The sequence below is a fragment of the Streptomyces sp. NPDC127068 genome (genome assembly GCF_042724695.1).
Taxonomy (GTDB): Bacteria; Actinomycetota; Actinomycetes; order Streptomycetales; family Streptomycetaceae; genus Streptomyces.
Genome location: NZ_JBHXEN010000053.1, coordinates 24,238 through 37,640 on the forward strand (window position 1 = coordinate 24,238; position 13,403 = coordinate 37,640).

General features: G+C 68.5%; 12 protein-coding genes and 1 pseudogene. 7 read left to right on the top strand and 6 right to left on the bottom strand.

Features of this window, described 5'->3' with window-relative positions:
• Positions 1–223: 223 nt before the first annotated feature.
• From ACFWIA_RS27885 to ACFWIA_RS27910, 6 genes are all read right to left on the bottom strand, one after another.
• Positions 224–1,585, bottom strand: coding sequence for a hypothetical protein (locus ACFWIA_RS27885; protein WP_387009746.1), 1,362 nt, complete (start codon positions 1,583–1,585; stop codon positions 224–226).
• Positions 1,586–2,134: 549 nt separating this feature from the next.
• A complete protein-coding gene (locus ACFWIA_RS27890) occupies positions 2,135–2,749 on the bottom strand; it encodes a YdeI family protein (protein WP_387009748.1) in 615 nt (204 codons plus the stop codon).
• A gap of 501 nt (positions 2,750–3,250) precedes the next feature.
• Complete coding sequence (locus tag ACFWIA_RS27895) at positions 3,251–3,376, bottom strand: RICIN domain-containing protein (protein ID WP_387009750.1); 126 nt, start codon at positions 3,374–3,376, stop codon at positions 3,251–3,253.
• Between the two features lie 449 nt (positions 3,377–3,825).
• On the bottom strand, positions 3,826–5,274 hold the full coding sequence (locus ACFWIA_RS27900; protein WP_387009751.1) for an amidase: 1,449 nt from the start codon (positions 5,272–5,274) through the stop codon (positions 3,826–3,828).
• Positions 5,275–5,596: 322 nt separating this feature from the next.
• Complete coding sequence (locus ACFWIA_RS27905; protein ID WP_387009753.1) at positions 5,597–5,842, bottom strand: type II toxin-antitoxin system RelE/ParE family toxin; 246 nt, start codon at positions 5,840–5,842, stop codon at positions 5,597–5,599.
• Positions 5,839–6,099 (bottom strand): type II toxin-antitoxin system Phd/YefM family antitoxin, encoded by a 261-nt coding sequence (locus ACFWIA_RS27910; RefSeq protein ID WP_054231238.1) that lies wholly within the window; start codon positions 6,097–6,099, stop codon positions 5,839–5,841. Before ACFWIA_RS27910 ends, ACFWIA_RS27905 begins: the two co-directional genes overlap by 4 nt.
• Positions 6,100–6,564: 465 nt before the next feature.
• Here ACFWIA_RS27910 and ACFWIA_RS27915 point away from each other — a divergent pair, with 465 nt between their 5' ends.
• The 7 genes and pseudogenes from ACFWIA_RS27915 to ACFWIA_RS27945 all read left to right on the top strand — a co-directional run bounded on the left by ACFWIA_RS27915 (position 6,565) and on the right by ACFWIA_RS27945 (position 13,399).
• Positions 6,565–6,696 (top strand): hypothetical protein, encoded by a 132-nt coding sequence (locus ACFWIA_RS27915; RefSeq protein ID WP_387009755.1) that lies wholly within the window; start codon positions 6,565–6,567, stop codon positions 6,694–6,696.
• Positions 6,697–6,892: 196 nt separating this feature from the next.
• Positions 6,893–7,720 carry a glycoside hydrolase domain-containing protein gene (locus ACFWIA_RS27920; RefSeq protein ID WP_387009757.1) on the top strand — a complete coding sequence of 276 codons (828 nt, stop codon included), beginning with the start codon at positions 6,893–6,895 and terminating at the stop codon, positions 7,718–7,720.
• A 1,921-nt stretch (positions 7,721–9,641) separates the two neighbouring features.
• Entirely contained in the window at positions 9,642–11,588 is a 1,947-nt protein-coding gene (locus ACFWIA_RS27925; protein WP_387009759.1) for a hypothetical protein, read from the top strand.
• Positions 11,589–11,673: 85 nt separating this feature from the next.
• The gene (locus tag ACFWIA_RS27930; protein WP_387009761.1) at positions 11,674–12,291 is read left to right on the top strand and encodes a hypothetical protein; all 618 of its coding nucleotides are present in this window, start codon (positions 11,674–11,676) and stop codon (positions 12,289–12,291) included.
• 302 nt (positions 12,292–12,593) lie between these two features.
• Positions 12,594–12,886: pseudogene (locus tag ACFWIA_RS27935) on the top strand (hypothetical protein); the annotation flags it as partial.
• 4 nt (positions 12,887–12,890) lie between these two features.
• Complete coding sequence (locus ACFWIA_RS27940; protein WP_387009763.1) at positions 12,891–13,214, top strand: hypothetical protein; 324 nt, start codon at positions 12,891–12,893, stop codon at positions 13,212–13,214.
• Positions 13,211–13,399, top strand: coding sequence for a helix-hairpin-helix domain-containing protein (locus ACFWIA_RS27945; RefSeq protein ID WP_387009765.1), 189 nt, complete (start codon positions 13,211–13,213; stop codon positions 13,397–13,399). Before ACFWIA_RS27940 ends, ACFWIA_RS27945 begins: the two co-directional genes overlap by 4 nt.
• The last annotated feature ends 4 nt before the right edge of the window (positions 13,400–13,403 follow it).

A 13,403-nucleotide genomic window follows, 5' to 3' on the forward strand; every position in this document is an offset into this window, starting at 1 on the left:
AGCCACTGTCGCGGCCGGGACGTCGCCGGTCCTCGCAGCGCGGGCAGTCCCGGCCAGAGTCGAGCCGCATCCGGTCGTCGCGAGGAACACCACTATTCTGAATTCAGAAGGCGTGAACTATTGTGAACTGACCGCTTGCCGTCTGCCGTCGTCCCCGGGATGTGGCAGGACGTGGCCGCTTCTGGAGCGCCGCGGCTCCTCCGCAGGGCCTCAAAGCCGCCGTTCACGTCGTGGCGGACGATTGCGGCCCACCAGTGCGTGCGGCGTCGACGACGCTGCCCTCATCGAAGGCTCGGTTCCAGCCCTCCTGGTAGATCTTGAGGTCTTCGGGTGGCAGCGCGAGATCGCCGTGGACGCGGACGGTGCTGGTGTCCCAGGGGCGGCGCCCGTCGTGGCGCGGGGTGAGCAGGACGCCGAGGGTGGAGGATTCCTCGGCGCGTCCGGTGCGGTTGGTGACCTCGTGGTGGCGGAGCTGGACGTAGGCGGCGAAGGCTCCCTGGACGGTGGGGTCGAAGCAGGTGGCGGCGCCGACGATGAGTTGGCCGGTGTTGTCCTCGTGCAGGAGACGCCGGAAGCGCCATTTGACGTGTTCGGCGGGGACCAGGGGAACGTCACGGAGCATGTCCCGCAGGAGGTGGCCCCATTCGGCCCGAGCGGAAACGGGGAGCCGGTCCAGATCGGACAGGACGGTGAAGCGGTCCGACTCGGTCAGAGAAGCGTCGAGTGAGGTCAGGGCGATGTCTTCGAGCATGATGCGGATCATGAGGTGCGCGTTGGTGCCGTCGCTGCCGGCCGGCTCCCGCGGCAGCTGGGGCCCGGAGAACAACGTGCCGCCTTCGCCGACCAGGTCAGTGTCGATGTCCTTGGGCGGGGCGACGGCGTCGGCGGCGGCGAGCTCGTAGTAGCGCACGGGCTCGTTGTCGAGGGCCACGGCGGGTTCGGCCGCGGCCCGGAAGAGGTAGTCGAGGACCGCGGTGGTGGAGCGCAGCTGGTCGAAGAGGAAGTCCCAGTCGCGGCGGGTGAGCGCGATGGCGGGCATGCCCGGCGCTGCCCAGGACGCGAGGGTGCCGGGCGGGACGCGGGGGTGGTCCAGGAGGAACACGGCGATCCACTCGAAGGCGTTTCCGTCGATGCGCAGGGTTCGGCTGCGGCCGTTGACCATGTCGGCGGACTGCAGGCGCAGTTGCCGGACGGTGCCCTTGGCCTGTCGCATCGCCTTCGCCGCGACCTTGCCGATCCATGCGGCTTCGTCGGCGTCGGACTTCGGGTCGACGGTGCGGGCCTTGACCTGGACAACGGCGCCGCGTCGACCCGCCAGAAGCAGCCGGTCACCGAGTTCCCGCACACCCGACCCCTTGACAGCGTGGGCGGCCTGCTGAAACACGAAGTCGGGCAGCCCCCAGGTCGCCGCCGCGGTGTGGGTGGCCTCCTCGGCGCCGCGGCCGTGGTCGGTGTGGGCGGGCAGCGGCAGCGCGGGCGGGACGCGACGGACGTAGGTGCCGTCGGGGGTCTCCACAATGAGCGTGAGGTCCTCGCGGTCATCGTCTTGAGCGGGCAGCCACAGGCCGGAACGAGAAGTGCGCATCATCCCATCCATTAGACACGGCATTCAGCCAACCTGTCTTGAAATCTATACACTTGGCTCGTGCAGCAGTTCGGTGGTCTGCCGGGTGCTGAGTCTCGGGACGCGGCGTTGCGAACCCTCCAGGGTTGATGAAGACGGGGCGGGACCCCGTCAGTGGCGCGGGGCGCAGTCCGTTGCGAACCCTCCAGGGTTGATGAAGACCCGAGGGTAAAGCCGCTGTTCACGGCCCTCGTGGGTAGTGCAACACCGCAGGTAGATGGCCTCTTCGAGGTCTGTTCCTCTGGTGCCTGGGAGCTTAGCGGTAGCTGTACCAGTTCCTCCGCGCCGGCGGGGAAGATGAGCTGGGCCTCGCGGAGGCCGTGAACATCGACTTCGGCGTCGACCTCTTCGACGTCGTGAAGATCGGACCCGATGTGAAGTTCTGCACCCTCCGCCCTCTCGGCCTCGAGCCGCGGCGCGTGAAATGGGAGGCCGCCGACCCCACCGCCGTGGAGGACCGCATGTGGCTCGGCGGCGTCCTCACCCGCCCGATGGCACCCAGACGCCCGGTCACGATGTCGGTGGGTCCGTCGGCTTGGCTCGCTGCGGGTGGAACGTCTCGTGCCGGGCCAGCATCGCCACGCACTCGGCGATCTTCCGGGTGCGCGTCTCGGCCCGTTTGACGGCATTGACCCGGCTGATGAGGGCGAAGCGGTTGGTTCTGGTGAGTACCTCGAACATCGCCTGCGCCGCTGGGTCGGCGGCGATCGCCGCTCGCAGGTCGGCCGGCACCTCCGCTTCCGATGACGGCGCATAGGCGGCCGTCCACCGCCCGTCGGCCTTCGCGGCGTCCACCGCGGCACGGCCGGCGGGCAGCATCAGGCCGGCCGCCTCCAACCGGGCCACGTTGGCGACGTTGCGCTGGGACCAGACACTGCGGGGCCGGCGCGGGGTGAACCGCCTCCAGGAACTCCCCTCGTCACGCTTGCGGGCCTGCCCATCGATCCAGCCGAAACACAGTGCCTCGTCGACCGCCTGCTGCCAGGTCAGCGTAGTAACAGAGCCGCCCTTCCTGGTCAGGGCGAGCCACACGCCAGGAGAGGCGCTGTGGTTGTCCAACAGCCACGCGCGCAGCGCCGCGCCGTCAGCAACGATCAACTCATCCAGCTCGGCTCCGGTCACCACCGCAGGTTAGCGCCGCAACCCGGTGTCGCGACCTGTCGGGGTGTCCTCCACACCCGCCGCGGCGCACACCCTTGTTGGCCCCCCCAGATCACCGATCGGCAGGACGACCCGGCCCAGGGTTGATGAGGACCTGCCCGCGGTGCGACAGCCTCGCGCTGTCCCGCGTGTTGCGAACCCTCCAGGGTTGATGAGGACTGGACGCCCCGGAGTCCAGCATCCACCTACGGACCGCGCGGTTGCGAACCCTCCACGGTTGATGAGGACCGGCCGCCGACGCCGTCCTACGCCTGGACGTCCACACCGACGACGACCACGACGCAGTCCCCCGCCCCGACCCCGCCCTCGCCGCCGAACTGATCAAACACCTGAAGCACAGCCACTGCCCCCCCACCCCGGGCCCGGTCGGGCCTGACAGAATCCCGGGCCCGGCCGGCTCCGTGGGGGCGAGCGGTTTCTCCTCGTTTTGGCCGGGGGTACGGACGGGTCGGGCGCGGAGGGTGGTCAGACGCTCTCGATGGTCCAGAGCTGGTTGGGCTGGTTGACGTTGGTCCACTGGTTGACGTTGTCGCCGTCGGCCGTCCCTTCGTCCTGAACGGTGAGCGCCTTGCCGCTGTTCTGGTTGATCACCTTGAACGAGCTCTGCGGGACGCCCTTGGCCGCACGGATCGTCAGGCGGATGTGGGCCTCGCCCCCGAGGGGCGTGCCGATCCTGTCCTCGATGAGGTACGGGGCCTGTGCGCCTCCCAGGCCCGCGATGACATCGCTGCCGATGAAGTGGGTCCGGGTGCCGACGACGTCCTCTATCTCGGGGGAGTCTCAGTCGCCCCTCCTTTGGAGCAGGGACTGCGCGGCGCCGGGCCACCGCTCAGAGCCCGTGACCCCGGGGCGGTGCGGCGGTGTCGGTCGGGCGCCGCCCTTCTCAGTGCCTCGCGATCCGCGGCGGGTCGACCACGCCCGGCCCGGTCTGTGCCTGAGGGCAGGCGCAGGCCGGGCCGGGAAGCGTTCCGCGTACGACGGAACACGGTGTCCCGTTCGCCACCGCTACGCCGCAGGACGGCAAACCCCGGTGGCGGCGCTCAGAATCCCGGCGGCCGGCGGAACCCGCCGATCACCTTCGAAAGGCACCGCACGAACTGGACTGCGGTGCGGTCGTGTAGGTAGGGCGCGATCACCTGGATGCCGACAGGAAGCCCGTCCCGGGTCGTCCCGACAGGTGCCACCGCCGCGGGCAGATGGTTGACCGCCGACGGCGCCATCCAGGTGAGCATGTCGCGATACGGCCGGTCGGCGCCGTCGACCCGCAGGGTTCGGACCGACCAGCCGGGGTCGGGCCGGTGGTCGTGGGGGAAGGCGGCCGTGGGGGTCACCGGGCAGAGGAGCACGTCGACGTCGCGGAAGAACTCGGCCCAGCGGCGGCGGGAGTGCTGCCGGCGTTCGTCGAGCGCGTGCCAGTCACGGAAGCGGAGCGTCAGGTCTGACGCGAACCCGCCCGCGTCCCCTTCCGCCGCGGCGCGCTCCACAAGCCCGGCATACGACTCGTCCGGCTCGACCAGCCCGCTCTGCGCCATCAGCAACGGCTGGTAGAGAGCCATCGTCTCTTCGAGCCCGACCGGTCCCCTGCCCTCGACCACGACAGCACCCTCGGCCCGCACCGCTTCCAGCGTCGCCTGCATGATCGAGACCAGCTCGCTGTCGACGGGGCAGAACGGGTCGTCGAGCCATGCCGCGACCCTGAACTCCCGCAGGGTGCTCGACCTGGCGGGAGGCAGCTCCAGCCGCCACGCCGGAGCGCGGTCGTGGTCTGCTCCCGCGAGGACGTCGAGGCCCAGGTCGAGGTCATCGGCGTGCCTGCCGAGCGGGCCGAGGACCGCCATATCGAAATCCGCCAGCGTCCCAGGAGCATGTCCCGAGACGCTCCCGTACCTCGGCACGATCCCGAACGACGGGCGCAGCCCATAGACGCCGCAGAAGTGGGCAGGCACCCGTATCGAGCCTGCCGAGTCGCCGCCGAGCTCCAGGCCGGTCAGCCCTGCGGCGAGCGCCGCGGCGGATCCGCCGGACGAACCGCCAGGTCCGCGGGTCGGGTCCCACGGATTGTTCGTGGTCCCGTAGACCTCGTTGTAGGTCTGCCAGTCCCGGGCGTCGGGCGGCATGTTGGACTTGCCGAACACGATCGCTCCCGCGTTCTTGAGGCGCGCGACCGACTCGGCGTCGCTCGTCGAGACATAGTGTCCCCAGCGGGTCGACCCCCCAGTGGTCCGCATGCCCGCAACCTCAAGACTGTCCTTGATCGTCACAGGGACGCCGTGCAGGCGGCCGAGCGGCTCGCCGCGCGAGACCGTGCGGTCGGCCTCCAGCGCTGCGGCCCTCGCGCCCTCCTCGTCCCGGGCGACAATGGCGTTCACCTTCGGATCGTGTTGCTCCACCCGGGCGAGGTAGTGGTCGAGAAGCTCGACGCTCGATACCTCCTTTGCCGCGACTGCGGCAGCGAGCTGGCCTGCGGAGCGAAATGCCAGATCGGTCATGCGACCCTCCAGAAAAGCTCGACCCGCGGCGATCACATCTCTGTGGGCGACGCAAAATCCCAGTTCAGGGCGGGTCTCATTCGACCTTAGTGGACACGGGGGACCATGTCGGGGTGTGGCTTTTCTCACTTTCCGCCACAGCTTCGCCCGGCACGCCGGGCAGCGACCGGAGGTCGACGGGATCCGGGTGGGCGCGGGGCTCATGAGAGAACTCGTCGATCGTGGGGTGTTGCGAACCCTCCAGGGTTGATGAGGACTCGTGCCCTGGAACATTGGATGATGAGCGAGTTCATGCCCTGGGGATCCCCGGCCCGAACGCCAACTAACGGACCCGCCCGAGATGGATCACGCTGACGCGGATCTGCTGGTCGCTGATCTCGTACATCACGCGGTAGGCGGCGACGTGGATGCGCAGCAGGTCCGGACTGCCGAACGCGCCGTCGGGGCGGGGGTTGTCGGCGAGGCGGTCGACGGTCGCGAACACCTGCCGTATCCCGTCGGGGTCGTTCTTGGCAAACCGCTCCGCCTGCGTGAGGGCCTCGGGCTCCCAGATGACCTCGTAGCTCACGCTTCAGCTCCGCCGAACACGCGGCGGTACGCCTCGTCGTGGGAGACGCCGGCGTTCTCGCCGCGGGCCTGGCGGGCGCGGTAGGCGGCGAGCGCACGCAGCTCCTGCAGCTCCAAGGCGTCGGCGGGGCTGACCAGAATGGCGACGGTCTGGCCGTGGTCGGTGATGGCGACGGGTTCCCGGGTGGCGCTGACCTCGCGCGCGATGGCGCCCAGCCGGGCGCGGGCTTCCACGATCGAGTACGTCGTCTCCGTCATGCTCACTACCTTACGGAAGTGTGCACCACCTGGCATCACGAACGGGTTCGTCTACTCGCGGCGCGCGAGCTCCTCGAGAGTGGGGCACGTGCCGGATGACGTACGGCTGGCCCCGCGTCGGCTCACGCCACTTCCCCCGGGGCCGGCTGGGACAGCGACAGCTCCGGGACGGCTCACCCCGCACGCTCGGATCGGGCCCGGCACAGGACGTCGGTCTCGGTCGCCGCGGCCTGACAACGCCGCTGCATACGGGCGTGCTCGATGGGAGCCGCCGCTGCCCACCCCCGAGGAGTCCGCCTCGGTCCGCGTCCCGGGCGAGGTCGAGCTGGCCGGGGTGCGCTTCGGGTACGGGGACGGGCCGGACGTCCTCGACGGCGTCGGCTTCACCGTGCCGTCCCTCACCATGACCGCCCTGGTGGGCGCCTCCGGCTCCGGGAAGACCACCGTGACCCGGCTCATCGCCCGGTGTTCCACGAGGGACGGGTCGCCCAGCGCGGCACCCCTACGGATCTCCTCGCCCTCGACGGGCACTACGCACGGTTCTGGCACCAGCGCAGCCGGGCCGCGGGATGGCGGATCACCACGGCCCGTTCATGACGGACGCCGCCGACAACGGCGCGGCCCGGCCGCTGCTAGCCCTTGTGGCGCATTGACGTCCTCGGTCAGCAACCAGCTTGTAGATCTTGGATAGGGTCCGCAGACCGCAGCCACACCCCACGGTGTGGCACCGCGCTCGCCAGCCTCCGCCGGCGCCCGAGTACGGCTGCGGGCCGCGATCCGAATGGAGTGGGAAATGTCCAGCCACCGACTGTCCAAACGAGCCCGTTGCATCGCGTGGGCCACGACGGGAGCCGCAGTGGTCGCCGGCGCCGGGATCGCGGCGCAGACCTCCGCGGCCGCCCCGAGTCTGCCCGCGCAGAAGACGTACACGGGCCGGGCATTCGACACCTGCACCGCGCCCTCCCTCGCCGCGATGAAGGCATGGAAGACCGGCTTCTACGGAGCCGCCGCCGTCTACATCGGCGGCAAGAACCGCGGCTGCGCCCAGCCCAACCTCACCGCGCCCTGGGTGAAGTCGGTCAACACCGCCGGCTGGAGGCTGATACCGCTCTACGTCGGCGCCCAGCCGCCCTGCCAGACCAGCAGGAACCCGGAGAGGTTCACCGCCGACACGGCAGCCAGCGTCGGGGCGAGCAACGCCAGGGACGCGGCCGCCAAGGCATCCGCGCTCGGCATGAAAGCCGGCAGCCCGATCTACCTCAACATGGAGTCCTACGACATCACGAACAAGCCGTGCAACGACGCCACCCTGACGTACGTGCGCTCCTTCACCAAGACCCTGCGGGCCAAGGCATACCGCGCCGGGTACTACGGCTTCGCCAGCTCCAGCGCCAAGGCCATCGCCACCGCCACCGACCGGACCGACCTCCCCGGCATCCTCTGGTACGCGCTGTGGAACAAGCGGAACACCACCACCGCCGACTGGCCCTGGGACCCCGACCTGTACGCCAACCACAGCCGCGCCCATCAGTACATGGTCAACAGCAAGGAGACCCGCGGCGGCCACACCATCACCGTCGACCGCAACGCCTGGGACGCCCCGGTCGCCATCATCGGATAGGGGAGCCGTGGCCCGGGCGCCAGAGCATGGCCTACGACATCCCCGGCCGCGGCCCGGCACCTGACGTGCAGCCGACGGCGGCGCCGTCTACTCGGGTCTCTTCTCCGGGCAACTCGTTGATCATCGTGACGCGTGCTCCGACCAGCGTAGGCGCGTCCGGCCCCGATTCCACCCGCCCAGGGAGCCGTCATCGGTGTCGCTGGACCGACAGCCGTAGTTGGGACCAAATCCGGTCCAACACACCGCAGCACTGCCTCAGCGACCTCTTCCGCGCCTACCAGCACGCTGCGCGCCACCACCACCCAGACGGTGCTGCGCGCGTACACGGTGAACCTGCCCCAGCCGGCAACCCGGTCCAAGGAGCGCCGCCTGCCGCCGGGTCGCGCCCGCCGAGCGGCTTGTCGACGAGCATGCTGATCCGCCCGGCGTCGACGTTGCCCGCGCGGTTGGTACCGACCCGGTAGTGGGCCCGGATGTTCTCGGTGCAACTGGCTGGGCGGCGGCCCGACACCTTGTTGGGGTGCGGAGCGGCTCGTCCATCGTGGTGGGCGTCGGCCATGTCTCCTCTTGGAGAGTGATCTGGGTCGTCCTGACGGTCAGGCCGCACGCGGAGTGGGAGACCAGGCCCACGGTGAACGGGCCCTGGGGACCGCGCCGAGGACGAGAGGCCATCGGGTCGTCCCGGGGTGCTGTCCTCGTGTGGCGCGAGGCGCCCCGTACCCACCATGGTGAGCGAGCCGCTGCGGGCGTCCTGGTAGGGGTTGTCCGGTCTCCGGGCGTGGTTCGGGCCTGTCGGAGCCCTTGCTTCCCAGTCTTTCCACTGGTCTATCGGCAGCGGGGGGTGCTGCGGAAGGTGGGCAGGAGCGCGGCGTTGTGCCTCAACAGCGGCGTGGCGAAGCGGAGCGCGTGCACCTTGACGGCGGGCGGTCCGGTGACGGTGTCGGCGGCACACGCGGAGTGCAGGACCCGGGGCGAGCAGTTCGCGGATCAGGAGTTCGGCGTTGGTGGAGCTGGCGGACGGCGCGGCGCCCGGGGCTGCGGTGAGCAGGGCGACAAGGTAGTTGAGGCCGTTGATCCGCTGCCAGGGGTCCGGTACGGGCTGCCCGCCGCCTTCGAGTCGGACGAGGGTGCTGTCCCGCTCCGTGTCCTCCTCGACGGCGGCGGCGCGGTGCGGAGTGTGGCTGACGCTGCCGCCCTCGTCGATCTGGATCAGCCCCAGGTCGTTGGCGCGCAGCCGGGTCGCGGGTGGTGAGCCAGGTGAGGCCCGGCAGGTCGGCGGCGGAGAGCCGGGCGAGCACGGCGGCGAGGAAGCTCGCGTGGGCCGGCCCGTGGGTGGGGTGTGGCGGGCGCGGACGGGGTGTTGCCGGTGTGGCCGCCGCAGCTGCGGGTGGTCATCGGCCGCCCTTCGCGACGGTGGTGAAGCGGCCGCTGCGGGCCGGGCCACCTTGTACGGGCCGATCGCCGGGAAGCCGGGCGCGGCGTCCGCGAAGCTTTCTGGCTCGGTGGCCAGGGCAACGACGCACCTGTGGCCGGGATTTCTTAGGTGGGTATGTCCACGTTGTTCTGGCGGTGGCTCAGTTTCTTGTCCCAGTGGCGGGTTTCGTAGCGCGGGGGCTCGTATTGGCCAGGGCTGAATTAATTCAGCCAATCGGAAAGGCTGGGTATTCACAGGATCCTCACATCCGATATGTGCGAGGTGGAGGCGGTTCGCCAGGTAGGGGATCTTGTGCGGTTGCCTCGGGCCGCATAGACAGGTCGGTGTCATATCCAACCAACACCTGCCGTCGCGTGATTGGACTTGCACCTGGCGGCGGCATGAGAGGACATTCACGTGTTCCGCCATAAGGCAAAGAGGCCTTCACCGGCCTATCGCCACTTATCTTCAGCCCTAGTCGTCGGCGCTCTGCTATTAAGTCCAGAAATGGCGTCTGCGGCCGACGGCAACCTGGTGAGCAGTCCGAAGTCGGATAGGCAGCCGTCCGCAACACCGGCCGCCGGGCCCGCGTCGCTTGCCATGGCTGGCAACCGTCCGGTGTCGGGAAAGAACCTCGCCGCCGGTCCGCAGTGGAAGCAGGATGTAAATAAGGTATGGCAGGTCGACCGGACCAGGGCCGTCCTGAGGAACACTGTCACCGACCCGGACGGAGACAAGGCCAACCTGACCTTCAAGATCCACAACGTCAACGCTGACGGCACAGTGGGCACGCAGGTCATGATTCCAGGAGAGCCATACGGCGTACTGGTCTCAGCCATGGTTGTCTCTGGTGGGACCGCCGAAGTCACCGTTACGCAGAAGGCCCTGACTCCTGGCAAGACGTACGCCTTCGCGACATCCGGGTACGACGCGACCGGGCTGTACGAGACCGCGTGGTCGGCGTACTCGAAGTTCGAAATCCGCAGCCGCATAGTGGACATCAAGCTGCCAGCCCCAAACAAGGACGCCCCGAACCCGGAGCACGACACCACCTGGCAGCCGGTCCCCGGCTATCAGTCGTACGAGAGGGGCCCGGCGCTCTCCTCCGCAGCTGCCGACAGCAAGCGGCACTGTCAGCCCGCCGGCGGCGAGAGCGCCATGCAGTTGTGCATCGGCTCCCGGCCAGCCACTGCGGCGGACCTGGAGAAGATCGAGCGGGCTCGATCTGCGCAGCGCACGCCGCGGGCCGCCGCAGCACCTCTCAACCCCAGTTGCGAGACCGGCACCAAATTCCTTTCGGCCTTCACACGCGATGCGGCCTGCATGTACCACATCTGGAGTGTGGAAGTCACCGATGAGAATGGAACGGATTCCTCCGGCTACCAGGAATTCTTCACGGCATACCACATGAAGACGTCCATGGTCGGCAACGAGATGCAGCTCTGGTCACGGATTACGCCGCTCCCGGTGGCGGCAGGGAAGGTCCCCTTTCCGGCCATCCCCGGTGCGATCAAACTGACGCTCGCTCCGCAATGCTCAACAGGCTGCTTGGATAAGCCCTCCTATTCGTGGGACGGCAACCTGATGTGGAATGGCAGCGGTGACATCGACCGGCACGAGGAGACCGGTACAGCCACCGTGAAGTGGGACGGTAAGGTTCCCGGCACGGCGGTGAAGTGGGACTCTGACCGGTCGGCGAAGCTGGCATTCGCCCCGTATGCGACCTTCTCCACGAGCGTTCCCAAGGCCATGCCCACCGGAAAAAGCCAGGGCGTGATCGGCGAGGCGATACGGGTCCGTTGCGACACCGTATACTCCGCTGCCGGCTGCGTATTCCCCGACTACCTCCCCGGGTATGCTTTCAACACCGCGAAGACTCCCGCAGCCGCAGCGAACGCCTGGCTGATCAACACCAAGATCCGCAAGGGCGCGCCGCTGCAGTTCCTGGCTGACCGCTACACGGGCGGCGTGCACGGTGAGCGGAACAAGTGGTCCCGGGACCCCGATTCGAACCGCAAGGTGATCTGCCCGGACAGGTGGGCTGCCGAATACGGGCATCCCGACACGACAAAGATCCCCGAGATCTCCGCCGGAGATACGGCGAGCTGTGACGAGTTCCCCTTCGCCTCCACGTACCAGAGTGGTGGAATGCCGGAAGGTATGGAAGGCACCAACCAGGTGCTCTCCGGGAACGCATGCGTGCAGACGTATGCCACCAAGTACTCCGATGGCGTCTGGCGATTCTGGGACGACGAGCGCATCTCCGGCCCGGATTGGCGCGAGGTGTGCGGCCGTTCGGCCATGTCCAACTGGGTAAACACAACCGCAGGAAGCCGGATCTCCAGCTTCGCCAGCAAGTTCCGTATCCTCGATAAGGACAAGTACTGGGTGAAGATCACTGGTTTCGAGAGGTGTGACGCCACCAAGGCCGTCATCAAGTGCGACATTCGATGACGCAGTGCTGACATGATCGGGCTGCGGCCGGCGATGCTGCCGGCCGCAGCCCGCATCGCAAGAGATCGAGAGATAGAGAGTCGAGTTGAAAACAGACGGAATTAAGTGGCTGGCCGACAAAGCTCCTACCTGGTCTGGCTATTGCATCCATCTGACGCGCGGACTCGATGCCGTTCAGCTAGTCAAGCGCATCGCACGAGGCGCCGCCCCCGTGTTCATTGGTGAATACACGGCCGAAGATATTGAGGCGCACCTCAACTCCCAAGGTCGCGAAATAACTGCCGTCCGCTACGGCACCCACGGCAACCTGGCCTTCACGGTTGCCCACGGCTACTGGCCGGGTGAACTCGGGCCCGGCTATAACAATGACCTCTCCCGAAACAAGGGCGAGGAGGTATTTATGCTCTACAACGACGCCCAGAACTCGAAAGCACCACCACCTCAATTCGAACTCTACCGCGACGGAGAGTATGCATGCGGCTTCCATATGTACATGCATACATGGTCGCACGAGATCACTGGTCCGGATTCTTCCCTAATTCAAGCTGACATCGAAGCAGCGGGAATCCATGACGAAGAGAGACGCGAAACGGCCCATCTAAAATCTCTCGCTATCATTGAAAAACGATTCAAACTCGCCCTACCCATGGGTCAGATACTGAACGAATCGCTATCCACGGCGTTGGTCCACGGGCACGCATAACCGTGAGGGCAGCTTCCGCTGAGGCGGTTTCGCACAGCGCGGTCGGCTATCAGGGCCAGCCGAGGAGCCGGACCACGCGGGCGTCGACGACGCGGTACCCGATCGTCACCCCTGCGGAAGCCACGGCGAGTTTCCGCAGGGCGTCCGGCCCGCTGCCCTCCGGGCGCCCACTGTGAGGGGTTTCGCGGTCAGTGGTCCGCGCATTGCCTCGTGGACCGCGCGGCGCCGTTCCGGGACGAGTCCGGCCAGGGCGCGCTGGGCCTGTGAGGTGAGGATGACCTTGTACGCGGTCATGCTGCCCACTTCTCCACAACGGCCTCCTCCTGGTCCGCAGGACCGTCGAAGCCCGCGGACCACGCCGCACCATCGTTGGCGACCGCGTCTGGGACCTCGACGAACTCGCCACCGCCCGCTGCACCCACGGCCCCCAGGCCGTCCTCAACCTTCTCGGCCGGGTCTCCGCCCCTACCCCATCCGGTCCCGGACCCTCACCAACGGAACCGCCGGCGCCCGCCTCCACCCGTACGCCGCCCTCCAGCCGCACGGGACCCGCTCCGCCAACCTCAGCCGCCTCGGCCACACCAGCCCGGGAGCGCCGGATGACCCCCACCCCAACAAGCCCCGCGCCGCAGCCGCAGGCGCGGGCGATCCTCCGTGTCCACTTCCCCCCCACCGACCGGCCCACTGACCAGGCCGGGGTCCCGTTCCAGCAGCTTCTCGGCGTGCTCAACGGGATCAGCGCCCAAGTCGAACCCCAACGTGAGGACCGGTCTGCCTACGCGGACCTCACCGGCGCCCTCCGTTTCTGGAACCTCGACGTCCACGTCTCCGCAGGCGCCGGGCCCACCCGGGCGCTCGCGGCGATGGCCGCCGACGTCACCCCGCCCGGCACCGCCACCATCATCGACGACACCCGTATGTGATCGCCGCGTTCCTCCGGCCCCGCCCCACCGCAGCCCTCCCCGGCATCGGCCCCAAGACCGCCCGGACCCTCGCCCACTACGGGCTCCGCACCGTCGGCGACCTCGCCGACACCCCGCCCGCCATCCTCCAACGGATCCTCGGAGCCACCGTCGGCCGCCGGATCACCGACCTCGCCCACGGCTGACCCC

What these genes read in the sequence shown, in the direction of transcription:
- ACFWIA_RS27920 (WP_387009757.1), top strand. Translation starts at nt 6,893, where the DNA reads ATGTCCAGCCACCGACTGTCCAAACGAGCCCGTTGCATCGCGTGGGCC.
- ACFWIA_RS27910 (WP_054231238.1), bottom strand. Translation starts at nt 6,099, where the DNA reads ATGACGGAGACGACGTACTCGATCGTGGAAGCCCGCGCCCGGCTGGGC.
- ACFWIA_RS27940 (WP_387009763.1), top strand. Translation starts at nt 12,891, where the DNA reads ATGACCCCCACCCCAACAAGCCCCGCGCCGCAGCCGCAGGCGCGGGCG.
- ACFWIA_RS27885 (WP_387009746.1), bottom strand. Translation starts at nt 1,585, where the DNA reads ATGCGCACTTCTCGTTCCGGCCTGTGGCTGCCCGCTCAAGACGATGAC.
- ACFWIA_RS27925 (WP_387009759.1), top strand. Translation starts at nt 9,642, where the DNA reads ATGGCGTCTGCGGCCGACGGCAACCTGGTGAGCAGTCCGAAGTCGGAT.
- ACFWIA_RS27900 (WP_387009751.1), bottom strand. Translation starts at nt 5,274, where the DNA reads ATGACCGATCTGGCATTTCGCTCCGCAGGCCAGCTCGCTGCCGCAGTC.